The organism is Desertibacillus haloalkaliphilus (genome assembly GCF_019039105.1).
GTDB lineage: Bacteria > Bacillota > Bacilli > Bacillales > KJ1-10-99 > Desertibacillus > Desertibacillus haloalkaliphilus.
On sequence record NZ_JAHPIV010000005.1, the window covers coordinates 75033 to 92241 of the forward strand.

Annotated in this window: 14 protein-coding genes; 11 read left to right on the plus strand and 3 right to left on the minus strand. The window is 38.5% G+C overall.

Going from position 1 to position 17209, the window contains the following annotated elements; all coding sequences use genetic code 11:
* Positions 1 to 209: 209 nt before the first annotated feature.
* The 4 genes from ahpC to KH400_RS06930 all read left to right on the plus strand — a co-directional run bounded on the left by ahpC (position 210) and on the right by KH400_RS06930 (position 3523).
* Positions 210 to 773, plus strand: coding sequence for an alkyl hydroperoxide reductase subunit C (gene ahpC / locus KH400_RS06915; RefSeq protein WP_217223284.1), 564 nt, complete (start codon positions 210 to 212; stop codon positions 771 to 773).
* A 23-nt stretch (positions 774 to 796) separates the two neighbouring features.
* Positions 797 to 2326, plus strand: a complete 1530-nt coding sequence (ahpF, locus tag KH400_RS06920; RefSeq protein WP_217223286.1) for an alkyl hydroperoxide reductase subunit F — start codon at positions 797 to 799, stop codon at positions 2324 to 2326.
* 200 nt (positions 2327 to 2526) lie between these two features.
* Entirely contained in the window at positions 2527 to 2883 is a 357-nt protein-coding gene (locus KH400_RS06925) for a PadR family transcriptional regulator (protein WP_217223288.1), read from the plus strand.
* On the plus strand, positions 2867 to 3523 hold the full coding sequence (locus KH400_RS06930; protein WP_217223290.1) for a permease prefix domain 1-containing protein: 657 nt from the start codon (positions 2867 to 2869) through the stop codon (positions 3521 to 3523). Before KH400_RS06925 ends, KH400_RS06930 begins: the two co-directional genes overlap by 17 nt.
* 301 nt (positions 3524 to 3824) lie before the next feature.
* On the opposite strand, the gene msrA is transcribed toward KH400_RS06930, so the two are convergent.
* Both msrA and KH400_RS06940 read right to left on the minus strand, forming a co-directional pair.
* Positions 3825 to 4850: a peptide-methionine (S)-S-oxide reductase MsrA gene (gene msrA / locus KH400_RS06935; protein ID WP_217223292.1), complete on the minus strand. Its 1026-nt coding sequence runs from the start codon at positions 4848 to 4850 to the stop codon at positions 3825 to 3827.
* A 231-nt stretch (positions 4851 to 5081) separates the two neighbouring features.
* Positions 5082 to 6275: an ROK family transcriptional regulator gene (locus KH400_RS06940; protein ID WP_217223294.1), complete on the minus strand. Its 1194-nt coding sequence runs from the start codon at positions 6273 to 6275 to the stop codon at positions 5082 to 5084.
* 314 nt (positions 6276 to 6589) lie between these two features.
* On the opposite strand from KH400_RS06940, the gene uxaC reads away from it, so the two are divergent.
* Both uxaC and gnd read left to right on the plus strand, forming a co-directional pair.
* Entirely contained in the window at positions 6590 to 7990 is a 1401-nt protein-coding gene (uxaC, locus tag KH400_RS06945) for a glucuronate isomerase (protein WP_217223296.1), read from the plus strand.
* A 46-nt stretch (positions 7991 to 8036) separates the two neighbouring features.
* Positions 8037 to 9446 carry an NADP-dependent phosphogluconate dehydrogenase gene (gene gnd / locus KH400_RS06950; protein WP_217223298.1) on the plus strand — a complete coding sequence of 470 codons (1410 nt, stop codon included), beginning with the start codon at positions 8037 to 8039 and terminating at the stop codon, positions 9444 to 9446.
* Positions 9447 to 9606: 160 nt separating this feature from the next.
* Here the strand turns inward: gnd and KH400_RS06955 are convergent, their stop codons facing one another.
* Entirely contained in the window at positions 9607 to 10779 is a 1173-nt protein-coding gene (locus KH400_RS06955; protein WP_217223300.1) for an ROK family transcriptional regulator, read from the minus strand.
* Positions 10780 to 10954: 175 nt separating this feature from the next.
* On the opposite strand from KH400_RS06955, the gene larC reads away from it, so the two are divergent.
* From larC to KH400_RS06980, 5 genes are all read left to right on the plus strand, one after another.
* Positions 10955 to 11752: a nickel pincer cofactor biosynthesis protein LarC gene (gene larC, locus KH400_RS06960; protein WP_217223302.1), complete on the plus strand. Its 798-nt coding sequence runs from the start codon at positions 10955 to 10957 to the stop codon at positions 11750 to 11752.
* A 52-nt stretch (positions 11753 to 11804) separates the two neighbouring features.
* A complete protein-coding gene (locus KH400_RS06965; RefSeq protein WP_217223304.1) occupies positions 11805 to 12206 on the plus strand; it encodes a methylglyoxal synthase in 402 nt (133 codons plus the stop codon).
* Between the two features lie 77 nt (positions 12207 to 12283).
* Complete coding sequence (gene tkt / locus KH400_RS06970; protein ID WP_217223306.1) at positions 12284 to 14305, plus strand: transketolase; 2022 nt, start codon at positions 12284 to 12286, stop codon at positions 14303 to 14305.
* A 36-nt stretch (positions 14306 to 14341) separates the two neighbouring features.
* Positions 14342 to 15226, plus strand: a complete 885-nt coding sequence (locus KH400_RS06975) for a helix-turn-helix transcriptional regulator (RefSeq protein WP_217223308.1) — start codon at positions 14342 to 14344, stop codon at positions 15224 to 15226.
* A 412-nt stretch (positions 15227 to 15638) separates the two neighbouring features.
* A complete protein-coding gene (locus tag KH400_RS06980) occupies positions 15639 to 17099 on the plus strand; it encodes an MFS transporter (RefSeq protein WP_217223310.1) in 1461 nt (486 codons plus the stop codon).
* Positions 17100 to 17209: the final 110 nt, after the last annotated feature.

Genomic DNA, 17209 nt, shown 5'->3' on the forward strand with positions numbered 1-17209 from the left:
AGTAATACTCATGTTCTTCCATCACCAATATTTCTGCAATTAACAATAAATCTCCATACATAATATAAAAACTTTCATGTTACTTATTGACAAAATCCATTTTTTAATTGATAATGGTTATTGAATTAGAATTATTACAGATAAATAAAAATTATTATCTGTAGCCTGTAATTCTAAAAAAATTATTTATTACCAGGAGGAATAGGATTATGTCATTAATTGGAACTGAAGTACTACCATTTAACGCAAAAGCTTTTAAAGACGGTGAGTTCATCGATGTTACAAATGAAAGCCTAAAAGGTCAATGGAGTGTATTCTGCTTCTACCCAGCAGATTTCACATTCGTATGCCCAACTGAGCTTGAAGATCTACAAAACGAATATGCGAACCTAAAAGAACTAGGTGTTGAAGTATATTCTGTTTCAACAGATACTCACTTTACACATAAAGGATGGCACGATAGCTCTGAGACAATCGGAAAAATCAAGTATGCAATGATTGGTGATCCATCTCAAACAGTTTCTCGTAACTTCGAAGTATTAAACGAAGAAGCAGGTCTTGCTGATCGTGGTACATTTATCATCGATCCTGACGGTATCATCCAAGCGGTTGAAATCAATGCTGGAGGAATTGGCCGTGATGCAAGTACTTTAATTAACAAGATCAAAGCAGCACAATATGTACGTAATAACCCAGGCGAAGTTTGCCCTGCTAAATGGCAAGAAGGTGGCGAAACACTTAAGCCAAGCCTTGACCTTGTAGGTAAAATCTAAGTAAAAAAAGGGAGTGCGTGAACATGGTACTTGAAGCAGATATTAAAGCACAATTAGACCAATACCTTCAACTATTAGAAGGTGATATACAGCTTAAAGTTAGTGCCGGTTCCGATGAAACTTCTAATGACATGCTAGCTCTTGTAAAAGAGCTAGCTTCTATGTCAGATAGGATTTCGGTGGAAGAAGCGACATTAGCGAGAACGCCAAGCTTTAGTGTAAATCGTATTGGCGAAGATACAGGCGTGACATTTGCTGGTGTTCCATTAGGACACGAGTTTACTTCATTAGTATTAGCTTTATTACAAGTAAGCGGAAGAGCGCCAAAGGCTGACCAAAGTGTCATTGATCGTATCAAAGACATTAGTGGAGAGTACCACTTTGAAACGTATGTTAGCTTAAGTTGTCATAATTGTCCTGAAGTTGTGCAAGCATTAAATATGATGAGCGTTCTCAATCCTAATATCACACACACGATGATTGATGGTGCAGCGTTTAAAGAAGAAGTAGATCGCAAGAATGTCATGGCGGTACCAGCGGTTTACCTAAATGGTGAATTCTTTAGTGGTGGACGTATGACAATTGATGAAATCCTTGCGAAGATGGGTACTGGACCGGATGCAGCGGAGCTTTCAGATAAAGATCCTTACGATGTCCTTGTCGTTGGTGGTGGTCCTGCAGGTGCAAGTGCTGCAGTGTACGCGGCACGTAAAGGTATTCGTACAGGGATTGTTGCTGAACGCTTTGGAGGGCAAGTTCAAGACACGATGAGTATCGAGAACTTCATCAGTGTTAAGAAAACAGAAGGTCCAAAGCTTGTTGCAAGTCTTGAGGAGCACGTCAAAGACTATGATATTGATGTTATGAACACACAGCGTGCTAATCGCCTTGAAAAGAACGATCTTTTCGAACTTGAGCTTGAAAATGGCGGTGTTCTAAAGAGTAAAAGTGTCATTATCTCAACGGGTGCTCGTTGGCGTAATATTGGCGTTCCCGGTGAAGAAGAGTTTAAAAATAAAGGTGTAGCTTATTGCCCACATTGTGATGGTCCTTTATTCGAAGGAAAAGATGTAGCTGTTATTGGTGGCGGTAACTCTGGTATTGAAGCGGCGATTGACCTTGCAGGAATTGTCAACCATGTAACTGTTCTTGAGTTCATGCCAGAGCTAAAAGCTGATGAAGTACTACAACAGCGTCTACACAGCCTTCCTAACGTAACTGTTCTGAAAAACGTGCAAACAAAAGAAATTACTGGTACAGACAGTGTAAATGGTATTTCGTACATCGATCGAGACACAGAAGAAGTGAAACATATCGAATTAGAGGGTGTGTTTGTTCAGATTGGTCTCGTGCCAAATACTGACTGGCTAGAAGGTGTTGTTGAACGCAATCGGATGGGTGAAATCATCGTTGATAAACATGGTTCTACAACTCAACCTGGTTTATTTGCAGCGGGAGATTGTACAGATAGTGCGTATAATCAGATCATTATTTCTATGGGATCAGGAGCTACTGCAGCTTTAGGTGCTTTCGACTACCTTATTAGAAATTAATGAGTAGATAAATGAAGGATTTAGATGTAAGATTGGGTGTTTATCATAAACGATTGCGTGGCAAAAACAATAACCTATTAGAAATCTTTTTATCTTGAAAGTCGCTTTACTAGAATCGTAGAGCGACTTTCTTTTTTGGATATATTACTTTGACAGACATAGTAATGTTGTTTATTATATAATTAAGGAGGTGATGTAATATGGTGAACAAAATATCGACCGATTTAATCCGTGGTCATACCGACACAATCATTTTAAATGTTTTACGTCAAGGAGATAGTTATGGGTATCAAATTTTTAAGACTATTCTTGAACTGAGTGGAAATCAGTATGAATTAAAAGAAGCAACTTTGTATACCGCTTTTCGTAGGTTAGAAAAGGAAGGCTTGATTGTCTCCTATTGGGGGGATGAAACACAAGGAGGACGCAGGAAATATTATCGTCTTACTGAAGAGGGCATAGAGAAATATGAACAAAACAAAAATGAATGGAAGTTTGCAAAAGTTGTATTGGATCAATTGATTGAGGGAGGAATTAAAGGTGAAGAGGAACAGTAATTTGGATCAGCGGATTCAAACCTATGTGAACAAATTATTTTCAGGTGTTGGTGATAGCCAACAGTTGTTTGATTTGAAGGAGGAGTTAACCACAAATTTAAAGGAAAAGATAAGTGATTATATCAAAAGCGGAATGGAAGAGGATGATGCTTTTAAAGAGGCTGTTAGTTCTCTAGGTGATTTAAGTGGGTTAGTTGATGATATGCGGGACATTGGTCAAGATAAAGCTAGGCAAGCAGTTTATTCAAGCATGACATCCCGAATTTCGACAGCTGGTTTGATTGCTGGAATATTGGTGATCTTATTTGGAGTGTTAACTACTGCTATGTTGTATTTTATGGGTCTCCCATTAGAAGCTGTAACAGGACCAATTATTTTTGTTGTTATAGGTGGAGCAATTGTTGTTTATAGCTTTTTGACAAGAGAAACTAGTCATAAATACGCCATGAATAAGGTTCGTGCAATTATTTATGCCACAGCAATCGGTCTGATTTTATTTAGCTTATTTGTAGCTTTTACATCAGGGTTTGCTACAGGACAACTATTTATTGCGATAAGTTCATTTATGGTTTTCTTCCTAATTGGAGTTGGTTTGTTACTATTTCTTCTTTTCACTGAAGTGGATCGGAAGAAGAAGTGATTATAAAGGAGGTGGTCGAATGTTTTTCACTGTTAGAACAGATACAGGGGATACCTTATGTGTAGGTGTTAAACAGAGAAAGAAAACCACCCAACTCTACAGTAAAGGTGGCTCTTAAGAATATAGTGAAATGTTATTAACAAACTCTAATTGGGGTTAGAGTTTGTATAGAGAAGTGTTCGCGCACTTCTCTTTTTATTATATAAAAAAGTAACACAAGATTCTAGCATGGTTGGGTAAGGAAATAATAGTAAAAGATATATCGGAAAAAGTATATATCTAATCAGCTTTAATGATCCGACTATGTCGGTCGGCCGTAGGATTTCAGATGTAAGAAACTATCGTTCTTAGGTTGCTCTACATCCTTAAACAAGGGTACATATTCTCCGTATCCTTCTGCTTCCAATTTGTCCTTTGGGATAAACCTCAGGGCAGCGGAGTTAATGCAATATCTAAGACCGCCTTTTTCAATTGGACCATCATTAAAGACATGACCAAGATGGGAGTCACCAAATTTACTGCGTACTTCAGTTCGTACCATTCCGTGGCTCCTGTCGAGTTTATCCGTAATATGGTAGTGGCTAATTGGGCGTGTGAAGCTTGGCCATCCACAACCAGCATCATACTGGTCTCTTGAGCTGAAAAGGGGCTCTCCTGATACGATGTCAACATAAATACCTTCTTGACGGTTATTATAGAACTCATTTTCAAATGGTCGCTCTGTTCCGTTATTTTGGGTCACTTCATATTGAATAGGAGTGAGCTTTTCTTTAAGCTGTTTTGGATCCTTGTCTACTCTCCAAGTACTTTCAATAAACGCTTTGCGCCCTGAACCTTCATAATAGCGGTTATAATGGAAAGCATTCTTTTTGTAGTAATCTTGATGATTCTCTTCAGCTGGATAGAAGGTCTTAGCAGGGAGGATATCTGTGACAATAGGTTCACTAAATTTCTTGCTTTCTTCAAGTTCGCGCTTTGACTCTTCCGCAATTTCTTTTTGTTCATCATTATGATAGTAGATAGCGGTTTTATATTGTTCCCCGCGATCAAAAAATTGACCACCTTCATCTGTAGGGTCGATGTTTTTCCAAAAAATGTCTAACAATTTTCCGTAGGGGAAAATTGTTGGGTCAAAAGTGATTTGTACGACTTCACGATGACCAGTTGTTCCAGAAACGACTTCTTCGTACGACGGATTTTCCTTGAAGCCACCTGAGTATCCGGATGCTACCTTATTAATACCAGGAAATTCGTCAAATGGCTTCACCATACACCAGAAACATCCGCCTGCAAACGTGGCTTTTTCAAGCCTTGTCTGTTTATCCATAAGGATCACCTCTTTCACATATTGGTTATGTTTGGCATGTTTAAATCATGATATTCAAGCTTGTCTTTATCGTAAACGAAAATTGGACTTTTTTAAAATATAATGATTCACATGTATGTTCTATTTGCAAGTGGAGGCCTTTTTTTCATCTGTGTTATTTTGGTTTTAGAACTGAAAAAACATCCTACGACAATCAAAGGAGCTTGTCAGTAGGATGTTAAGAGGATTGTTTCAATGTAGAGGATGACCCAGTAATCGTGGTGCATCGTAATCGTAATTGGCAAAGTGGATCACATTGACGTCATAAAAGTGTTTGAGAGCCAAGGAAGCACCGCCAAGTACGCAAGCATCTTTTCCTAGTGAGGAAATTTTTAAGATACGATAATTGTTGATTTTCGAATTAAGTTTTGCACTAATTTCCTCTATGAGTGCAGAGTGGTGGTTGATGATTGATCCGTTAATAATCAATTTTTCAGGGTTAAAGATATTAATAATGTTATTCAAACCAAATGCTAAATAATCAAGGTAATCATCAAATATTTGTTTATATTTAGGTGTGGTGAGCACCGTTGGCAAGTTATCAAGTGAAAGAGAGGGGTCTTTTTCCGATAACTTTTTCTTTAACGCATTTTCAGAAGCGTATAATTCCCAGCATCCCTGGTTGCCGCATGTACAAACTCGGCCATTAGATTCGATAATCATATGACCGATCTCACCTGCGAAGCCTTGATAACCATGATAAATATTATTTTCACTAACAATCCCTAGACCGATCCCTGAGTGCAGAGTAACGCAAAACAGATTGGATAGATACTCGTCGTAGACTTGTTCAGCAAATACGGATAGGTTCGCGTTGTTCTCAATGTATACTCGTGTTTGAAAGGCATCTTCAAGCTTGTCCGAAATATAGATGTTCGACCATTGCTGTTTTGGAGTAAAGATAATTTCATCATCATTGTTTACGATTCCATGGATACCGCCGCCTATTCCGACAAGACCAATTGGATGATGCGTGTGCTTATACTTCTTAATCAGCGGAGACAGTTCGTTAATGAGTTGTTCAGTAATTTGATCAAGATCATAATGTTCGATTGTTAATTCGAACTGATGAAAGGGCTTGCCCTTTAAATTCGTAAAGATGATGTTGATATGATCATCGTCAATGTCCATTCCGATACTAAAACCAGCTGACTCATTGATCTCAATTAGGATCGGTTTTCGTCCGCGTGTCGTTGATTCTCCTTCACTTAGCTCCCGTACAATCTGTTCGTTGAGAAGGTCATTAATTTGAGCTGAGACAGTCGCTTTATTTAGACCTGTGATTCTTGCCAAGTCACTTCTAGACAAGGACGAATTTTTTATAATTTCTTCTATTAATATCTTTCGATTCATTTTCTTTATATAACTTGCATCTCCGGTTCTCAAAACATATCCTCCTTGAATGTAATTTTCTGATTCTTAATTTGTAGCATAGCGTCGCAGCATAATTGTTGAACAACAAGAGCGGTGGGGGGGGATAATTGTTAAAGCTCTCATGAAATTGTCAAAAAAATTATAAAAGAATGCTTGAAAATTAAGCGCTTTACCTATATATTTATTATATAAGTAATTAGTTTGTTTAGTAAACAAAATAATTAAATGTAGTGATTTATGGTTCGTAGATAAAATGCTGAACTTTAGTTGCAAGCTGGTGTAAAGGTTATTGGGGTAAAATAAAACATGAAAGGTGATGAGGTGTAATGAAGACATTTATCACAGAAGACTTTTTGTTATATAATGATACAGCAAGGAAACTTTACCATGACGTTGCAAAACATTTGCCTATTATAGATTATCATAACCACCTAAACGACCAAGAGATTTTGGAGGATAAAACGTACTCTAATTTATCTGAGATCTGGTTGGCGGGTGATCATTATAAGTGGAGAGCGATGCGAGCAAATGGAGTAGATGAAGCCTATATCACTGGAGATAAAAGTGATTATGATAAATTTCTCGCTTGGGCGAAAACGGTTCCAAATACATTTGGCAATCCTCTTTACCACTGGACTCATTTAGAACTTTTGCGATATTTCGATATTGATGAAGTGTTAAATGAGGAGACTGCACCTATGATTTGGGAGGAGGCAAACAAGAAGCTGGCAACGCCAGAATTATCGGTTAGGTCTCTTCTAAAGAAAGATAAAGTGGAGTTTGTAGGTACAACAGATGATCCAACAGATCATTTAGCGAATCATCAAAAGATGGTTGCGGAAGGATACGAATGTAATGTTTCTCCTTCATTTCGACCAGACAAAGGTTTAGCCATCGAAAAGGAAGAGTTTGTTTCGTGGGTAACTAAGCTTGGGGAAGTAAGTGGAGTGTCAATTTCTAGTTACGATGATTTCCTTGAAGCGTTAAACAAGCGCGTTGATTTCTTTGATCAATTAGGTTGTAGAAGTTCAGACCATGGAATTAATGTGATGTTTTATGAAGAAACGACGCAAGCTCAAGTGGATGTTATTTTCAAAAAGCGCCTAAGCGGTGAAACTCTATCTGAAAAGGAAGCAGACCAGTTTAGAACATTGACTTTAATTCGATTAGGTGAATTATATGCGGCTAAAGGCTGGGCGATGCAGCTTCATATTGGGCCACTGAGAAATAACAACACAAGAATGTTTGAAAAAGTAGGTCCGGACAGCGGCTTTGATTCGATGAATGATCGCCGTCTTGCAGAAAAACTTTCTCAATTCTTAGATGCTCTTGAATATGAAGGTAAGTTACCGAAAACAATTCTTTATAGTCTTAACGCGAATGATTACCAAGTGCTTGCTGCCATGGCAGGAAATTTCCAAAACTCAGAGATTCCTGGCAAGGTGCAATTCGGTACCGCCTGGTGGTTTAATGATACGATTGATGGCATGGAAGACCAAATGAAGGTTCTGGCAAATACAGGTTTGATCAGTAACTTTATTGGGATGTTGACGGATTCTAGAAGTTTCTTATCTCTATCACGCCATGATTATTTCCGTCGAATTCTGTGCAACTTACTCGGAACATGGGTAGAAGAAGGGAAAGTGCCTAAAGATATGCCACTACTTGAAAAGTATGTGAGAGGCATCTGCTATGAAAATGCAAAACGTTATTTTTCCATTAATTAAGTAAGCTTTAAACTAAAACTAATAATGAAAGAGAAGGTGACAGTGTATGTCGAAACAGCAAATTGGTGTTATTGGATTAGCAGTAATGGGGAAGAACCTTGCGCTAAACATCGAAAGCAGAGGTTATTCTGTTTCAGTTTTTAACCGTTCGTATGATAAAACAGAGGCGTTTTTAAATGAAGAAGCGAAAGGAAAGAACTTCTTTGGAGCAAAGTCAATTGAAGAATTTGTTGACTCTTTAGAGAAACCTCGAAAAATTATGCTAATGGTAAAAGCAGGTCCAGCAACGGATGCAACGATTGAATCTCTGCAACCTTTCCTTGATAAAGGTGATATCTTAATTGACGGTGGTAATACGCTGTTTGAAGATACGATCCGTCGTAATAAGGAACTAGATAAAACAGGTATCCACTTTATCGGTACTGGTGTTTCAGGTGGAGAAGAAGGTGCATTGAAGGGGCCATCAATTATGCCAGGTGGGCAAAAAGAAGCTTATGAATTAGTGGCACCAATCTTTGAAGCAATTTCAGCTAAAGTTGAAGGAGACCCTTGTACAAGCTATATCGGTCCGGACGGTGCTGGTCACTATGTCAAGATGGTTCATAATGGGATTGAGTATGGTGATATGCAATTAATTTCTGAGGCATATTTCATTTTGAAACATGTCCTTGGATTGGATGCACAAGAGCTTCATGAAGTCTTTGCGGAGTGGAACAAAGGTGAGTTAGACAGCTATTTAGTTGAAATTACTGCCGATATCTTCACTAAAGTTGATGATGAAACAGGCAAGCCAATGGTAGATGTTATTTTAGATACAGCAGGACAAAAGGGTACTGGGAAATGGACAAGTAAAAACGCATTAGATTTAGGTGTTCCACTTCCGTTAATTACAGAATCTGTATTTGCTCGTTTTATCTCGGCAATGAAGGAAGAGCGCGTAAAAGCAAGCAAAGTATTAAGAGGGCCGGAAGTAAATCAATTTGATGGTGACAAACAAGAATTAATTGAAGCTGTTCGTAAAGCCCTTTATATGGGTAAAATTTGTTCATATGCTCAAGGGTTTGCACAAATGCGGGCTCAATCTGAAGAGTATGATTGGAACCTTAACTACGGAGATATTGCGATGATCTGGCGTGGTGGATGTATCATTCGTTCTCAATTCTTACAAAAGATTAAAGAAGCATACGACAACGAGCCAGGTTTAACGAACTTATTATTAGACCCTTACTTCAAGGAGATTGTTGAAGAGTATCAGTCTGCATTAAGAGAAGTCGTATCTGTAGCGATTAAATATGGTATTGCCGTGCCAACATTCTCAAGTGCGGTTGCCTACTACGACAGCTACCGTTCTGAAGACTTACCAGCAAACTTATTACAAGCTCAGCGCGATTACTTCGGTGCACATACGTATCAGCGTAAAGACAAAGAAGGCGTGTTCCATACTCAATGGTTCTAATAAGATAAAAAAGATTTCAGTGGACGACTGTTCATGAAAAGAGTAGACCCAAAGCGAAGTGACTTCTTACCTCATGCATGTAGATACAATTAGAATCTTGTTGAATCCATATTCTCCATTGTACAGAGGTACCGCTCCTTCTTTTGGGTCTATTTAATGTCTAACTATGAGGCTTGTCCAATGTTAAGATCAAGTCGGATACTTCAAAGAACGTTTGAATAGAAAAGGCACATGCACCCATCACTGTAGAGCTATATCCAAGGTCGGATAGAACAATTTCACGATATTGACTAACAGATGAAGTTAATTTCTGTTTGATTTGTTCAATTGCATTTGGATACATTTCAAGTACCTTGCTATTTAAGACGATGGTTTCAGGGTTATAAATGTTGATGACATTGTTTAGTCCAATGGCGACAAAGGTGATAAATTCATCGAGTTGCTCTAGAACCATTCGATGTTCGTCTCTTAATAATTTCTGTAGATCGTCGTACGTCATTGATGTTTCACCTAGTTGCTTTTCAAGTTGTTTAAACAGCTTAGGCTCACTTGCGTATTGCTCCCAGCATCCCTGATTACCACATTTGCATGGGTGACCGTTTGGCATAACAATCATATGGCCCATTTCACCAGCATAGCCGTGATAGCCTTTGTGTAATATGCCGTCCACTAAAATACCGGTACCGATTCCTGATGACAGAATGATGGTGAGCAAATTATGACTATCTTGATGTTTGTACACTTTCTCCGCATAGGAGGACAAGTTAGCATTATTTTCAATATGAATCGGAATATCAATTTCTTTAATCAGGTCTGCTTTTAAATTTTTATTATGCCATTGATATCTTGGAATGAAAAAGATGGTTTCATTTTTATTAACGGTTCCATGGATACCTATTGTGACATTAATTAACCCATAATGAGTATTCTCACTTAATTGTTTGAATTCTTTGATGTCGTTAATTAATTTTTGCACAATCTTGTTGTAATCGTCAGTCTCTAAATCGATGGTTTTCGTTTGAATAGGTTTCCCTGATAGGTCAGCTAACGTATAATGAATCTCTTTGTAGTCAAGATCAATGCCTAATACATAACCAGCGGCTTCATTAATTGAAAGCATAATTGGTCGCCTTCCAATCACATTATGCTCTGGTTGTGTCTCGTATATTAGACCCTCTTCTAATAAATTAGAAACTTGAACGGAAATCGTTGCTTTATTCAAACCAGTGATTTTCGAGAGGTCGGCACGAGAAATTCTTCCATTGTGAATAATTTCTTTAATAATAATGGTTCTATTGATCTTTCTTATGTAGGCACCATCACCTGTTACCATTTTTTATCCTCCTTTACGGTATCATAGTGGTTACTTATATTTTGATAGGTAGTGTTTATTGTTTGTTTAACAAACAAAGGAACAGGTTATATAAATATAATAATAAAAAGCCATCAAAAATCCAAACTTTTACTAATGGGCATTTTCGATTATATCAAAAAAAGGAGCAATTGTAATGAAAACGCTTTATACTGATTGTTTTTCAGGCATAAGTGGTGATATGTTTATTGGCGCTCTCATTGATGCAGGTGCTAATCCTAACCACCTTGTTGAGGAATTAAAAAAGTTAAACATTTCAGATGAATACAAGTTGAAATGGACATCAGTTGTAAAGAACGGCATTAGTAGTACGAAATTTGATGTCGTACTGTTAAATGAAGAGCATCAACATCATCACTCACATGATGACCATACCCACGCGCATGAAGAGCATCACCACTATCGCGGTCACCATCACCATCGTTCTTACGCTGATATTAAACAGTTGATTGAAGCAGCTGACTTATCAGAAGAAGTGAAGAAAATAGCCTTGGGAATTTTTAGAAAAATCGGTGAAGCGGAAGGGCATATACATGGGGTGGCTTTAGAAGATGTCCACTTTCATGAGGTAGGAGCGGTTGATTCAATTATCGATATTGTCGGAACGGCGATTTTATTAGATCAATTAAAAATCGATAAAATACAATCATCAGCTGTGCCAGTTGGCTCTGGAAAGATTCGTATTGACCATGGGATCTATCCAGTACCGGCCCCTGCCACATTAGAAATCTTACGTGGTGTACCAATCGCTAGTAGTGAAGTGGAGGCGGAGTTAACAACGCCGACGGGGGCTGCTTTTATTGCTGCACTTGCTCAAGAATTTAGTACATTACCCGCAATGCAAGTACAATCGATTGGATATGGGGCTGGCACAAAAACGTTCCCTAACCAACCAAATGTCCTTCGTGTCATCATTGGTAATGAATATAGATAGATGAAGTAACAGGGAAGTTCGTTCACAATACAACTATTGAGGAGAGGTGCCAGTGAATATCGCCTTAATTGCTCACGATAAAAAGAAGGAAGACCTTATTAAGTTTGCCCAAGCTTATGAATATTGCTTGGTAAACCATCAGCTATTTGCAACTGGAACAACCGGGAAAAGAATATCAGAAAATACGAAACTTAAAATAACCCGGTTTCAATCTGGTCCATTAGGGGGCGACCAACAAATCGGGTCAATGATTGCAGAAAACAAAATGGATATGATTATATTCTTTCGAGACCCTTTAACAGCACAGCCACATGAGCCAGATGTGACAGCTTTACTAAGGCTGTGTGATGTGTATGCCATCCCTTTAGCAACAAACATGGGGACAGCAGAATTATTAATCCGTGGTTTAGAGCGCGGGGACTTAAAATGGCGTGAATATATTCAACATGATTAAATAGCTTTTAAAATTTTGGCTCTGTTAAGGCTGAAAATGAAACATAACTTTATTAAAAATCGAAATGAGGTTTTACTATGACAACAAATATTGATCAGTTATCAATTAACACGATTCGTACGTTATCGATTGATAGTATCGAGAAAGCACAATCAGGGCACCCTGGTATGCCGATGGGAGCGGCTCCAATGGCATATACGTTATTTGCGAAGTATATGGACCATAATCCAGCAAATCCTGACTGGTTTAACCGTGACCGTTTTATTTTATCTGCAGGGCACGGGTCTATGCTTTTATATAGCTTGTTACACTTGCACGGATACGGTGTAACGATGGAAGACTTAAAAGAATTTAGACAGTGGGGAAGTCGCACACCTGGGCATCCAGAATTTGGGCATACTCCAGGAGTTGAAGCAACAACAGGCCCTCTAGGACAAGGGGTGGCAATGGCTGTTGGTTTTGCGATGGCAGAGCGTCATTTAGCATCGACTTACAATCGTGATGATTTTAATGTTGTTGACCACTACACATACAGTATTTGCGGTGACGGTGACTTAATGGAAGGTGTTTCTGCAGAAGCGTCTTCATTAGCAGGACATCTCAAATTAGGGAAGTTAATCGTATTCTATGATTCTAATGATATTTCTTTAGATGGTGACTTGAACCAGTCTTTCTCAGAGAGTGTGGAAGACCGCTATAAAGCCTACGGATGGCAAGTCATTCGCGTTGAAGACGGAAATAATCTAGAAGAAATTTCGAAGGCAGTCGAAGTAGCGAAAGTAGATGAGCGTCCAACGTTGATCGAAGTTAAAACGACGATTGGTTATGGTTCACCAAATAAAGGTGGAAAATCTGCTTCTCACGGTGCTCCTCTTGGCGAAGTTGAAGCAAAATTAACAAAAGAGTCTTATAAATGGACGTTTGAAGAAGATTTCTATGTGCCGAATGAAGTAAGAGACCACTATGCCGAGCTTGCAAAAGAAGGAAAACAGAAAGAAGAAGCATGGAATCAAATGTTTGCTGATTATAAGCAAGCACACCCTGAATTAGCAAGCCAACTAGAAACCGCGATAAAAGGCGAACTTCCAGAAGGATGGGACAAGGATGTACCTGTTTATGAAGAGGGCGACAAAGCAGCAACACGTGCAACAGGTGGAGAAGTACTAAACGCGATCGCCAAAAATACGCCAAGCTTGTTTGGTGGTTCCGCTGATTTAGCATCTTCAAACAAAACGATGTTAAACGGCGAAGAAGACTTTTCCCGTGACAATTATGCAGGACGTAACATTTGGTTCGGTGTTCGTGAATTTGCAATGGCGGCAGCTGTCAACGGTATGGCTCTTCATGGAGGAGTAAAGCCGTACGCATCTACATTCTTCGTATTCTCTGACTACTTACGCCCAGCGTTACGACTTTCTGCTCTTATGAAAGTACCAGCGACTTACGTATTTACGCATGATAGTATTGCTGTCGGAGAGGATGGTCCAACACACGAACCGGTAGAACAATTAGCGGCGTTACGTGCGATTCCAGATGTTTCTATCATCCGCCCAGCAGATGGTAATGAAACAGCAGCTGCTTGGAAACTAGCAGTAGAAAGCACAAATCAACCAACAGTACTTGTCCTCACTCGTCAAGGGTTGCCTACACTTCCTTCCACGAGAGAAAACGCGTATGAAGGTGTGAAAAAAGGTGCCTATGTCGTCTCTGAGACAAATGGCGATGTAGATGGATTATTGCTTGCAAGTGGTTCAGAAGTGTCCTTAGCTTTAGAAGCGCAACAAGTACTTGAGAAAGAAGGCATTCATGTATCTGTCGTAAGTATGCCAAGCTGGGATCGTTTTGAACAACAATCAGCAGAATATAAACAGTCTGTTATTCCTTCAAACGTAAAACACCGCCTAGGAATTGAGATGGGGGCAACATTAGGTTGGGAGCGTTATACAGGAGACGAAGGCGCAGTACTAGGAATCGATACGTTCGGTGCGTCAGCTCCTGGAGATCGTATCTTAAAAGAGTATGGATTTACAGTTGAAAACGTCGTTGCACGCTTCAAACAGTTACAAGGGAAAATTAAAACTAGTAACCTCTCATTATAAGCAACATGATTTGTTGTTTTTAAGGAGCTTATGAGCATGAATAAACCATCCTCGTTGAAAGAAGTGACAAAGCATTTAGAAGAGTTAGAAGTGAATTATCGAATCCAAGGGAGTTTTGGTGTTACCTTAGATTATCATTCACATCAGGAGTATGAAATTTACATGTTACATGCAGGTTCATGTCGTTATTTGATCCATAATCAAATTTATGACCTAGAACCAGGTGATATTTTACTAATGGATGGATTAGCGCAGCATAGACCGAATGTCAGTGACGAAAGTGAATATATTAGAAGCATTATTCATTTCTCTCCTAAGTGGATCTGTGGTTTAATAGATGAAATGAGGTGTCATTACCTTTTAGAGGCATTTGAACGATTTCATCATTGTTTAATTCGACCGAGTGAAAACGAGGAATCTTCTCAATTAGAAAGTGTTATTCAACGAATGGCTCTCTTGCAGGAAAGTAGCCAGCGCCGTGATATCCAAACTCAAACTGAACTTAAAGTGTTACTTTTACAAGCATTAATTATCATTTATCGCTTAAGTAAGCTAAAAGATAAACCAATCGCACCAAAAAAAGAGGCGAAAGCTGAACATGCGGAAAATATTGCTGCCTATGTTCAAGTCAATTTTAAGCATAAGTTGACGATTGTAGATATCTCTAAGAATCTAAACTTAAGTAAATCGTATGTATCGCATGTTTTTAAGGAGATAACCGGGTATACAGTCATGGGATATTTAATGGAATGTCGACTTAGACAAGTAAAATATTCTCTAGAAATGGAACCAGATAAGCCAATAAAGGATATAGCCTATGATTGTGGGTTTGAAAGTGTCGCGCACTTCAGTCGTTATTTTAAGAAAAAAGTAGGAATGACCGCAAGAGAGTATCGTACGGTGCGGTTAGATGGAATATAGAGTTGAAGAAAACAGCAAAAACCCAGTTCAGTAGTGGACCTATTGAATTGGGTTTTTACATTTACCCACCACAGAAAGTGCTTTCAGTCAATTATCAGCGAAAACTGAACACGACTAGCTAATGATCTTCTAGCCATTTTTTTTATAGTATATAAGTATATTCAATTGCTACGGCAGGAAATTTAAGAAAATTTAGTCAACTTTCAAATAGAGGTGAGGGGGGAGTATTATTCAATAGATCTATTGATAAAGAATGATCGCAAGTTAGTTTGTTTAGCAAACGAATTAATGGAATGAAAATGATTTTTATGTAAGGAAGCGACAGTTGTTAGCATCGATTTTAGACTTTATTTATTTTTTTACCCTTCCTGAAAGCGCTTTCCTTGTGAAGAAAAGATAAAGGAGGATTATTATGAATAACCAAACAATGGATATGGAGCAAAATGGGTATCACACAGCGAAGTTATGGCAAATTGGGTGTTTTGCATTTAACAATACAGCGACAAACATTTATATGTTTGCGATGATGTTTATTACGTATTACGCAACAGGAGTTGCTGGCCTAGCTGTTGTTGTTGTAAGTACGATATTAACGGTTATGCGTGCATTTGACGGAGTGACCGATCCAATTATTGGTTTTATTATTGATAAAACAGAGTCGAAATTCGGGAAGTTCCGCCCTGTTATGTTGATTGGTAATATAATATTAGCGATCTCGTTTATCTTAATGTATAACATGCACCACATACCAGGTGGAGCACTATTAATTTATTTTATTGTAACGCATGCGATTTATATTATTGGATATACAATGCAAACGTCGGTTACGAGAGCGGCACAAACCGTGTTGACGAACCATCCGAAGCAACGTCCGTTATTCAGTATTTTTGACTCTGTCTATAACATTAGCCTGTTTACAGTTGGTCAAATCTTTGTCTCATCCTATCTCGTAGCAAAGCATGGCGATTTTACAATGGGACTATTCGTAGAGTTAAATACAATTGCAGTTACTTTGTCTGGCGTATTAACAGTATTAGCTTTCGTTGCAATTTGGCAAAAGGACCGTAAAGAATTCTATGGTTTAGCAGAGTTATCGACGAAAACAAGATTTCGAGATTATTGGCCGGTATTAAAAGGGAACCGTCCTATGCAAATGCTCGTTATTTCAGCTTCGACTGACAAGTTAGCAGCATCTGTTATGATGCAACAACCTGTGATGGTTATGCTTTTTGGTATCTTGTTAGGAAACTTTGCTTTGAGTGGTACAGTATCCTTAATTATCATTCTTCCGAGTCTCCTTGTTACATTTTTGGGTGTGAGATATGCAAGGACAGCCGGGATGAAGAAAACATTAGTGAATGCTTCGTGGATTGGAGTTGTTTCATTCGTTGCTCTAACAGCCTTTTTCTTAATCGTGGAGGATCCAAGCATAGCAAACTTTGAGAGTTTTGGCTTGACAACAATTATTTTCCTAGTACTTTACAGTATTGGTAGAGGTGTAGGGACACTGACTCCTTCGATTGTTATCCCGATGATCGCAGATGCTTCGGATTATGAAACGTACAGGACAGGACGATACATTCCGGGGATGATGTCAGCCATTTTCTCCTTTGTTGATAAATTAGTGTCATCTTTAGCGCCAGCGTTGATTGGTTTCCTTGTCGCGTTTATTGGATATACGGAAGAATTTCCACAAATAGGTGACCCCTTAACAGATGCTTTATTATATATGACGCTACTCATAGCGTTTGGAGTACCGGTAATAGGTTGGATTATCTCAATCATAGCTATGAAATTTTATAAGCTTGATGCGGCTACAATGCAACAGATTCAAGATAAAATTGCAGAGGAGAAAGAAAAAGCTGTAAGTTGATCGTTGTGAAGCGATATTCTAATACATCTTGTGAAAACTCTTTATAAAATGTTTTTGAGAGTGAACAAGTAGTCGTTGAAGATCCTTTGAATCTAAAGGGGGAACGGATA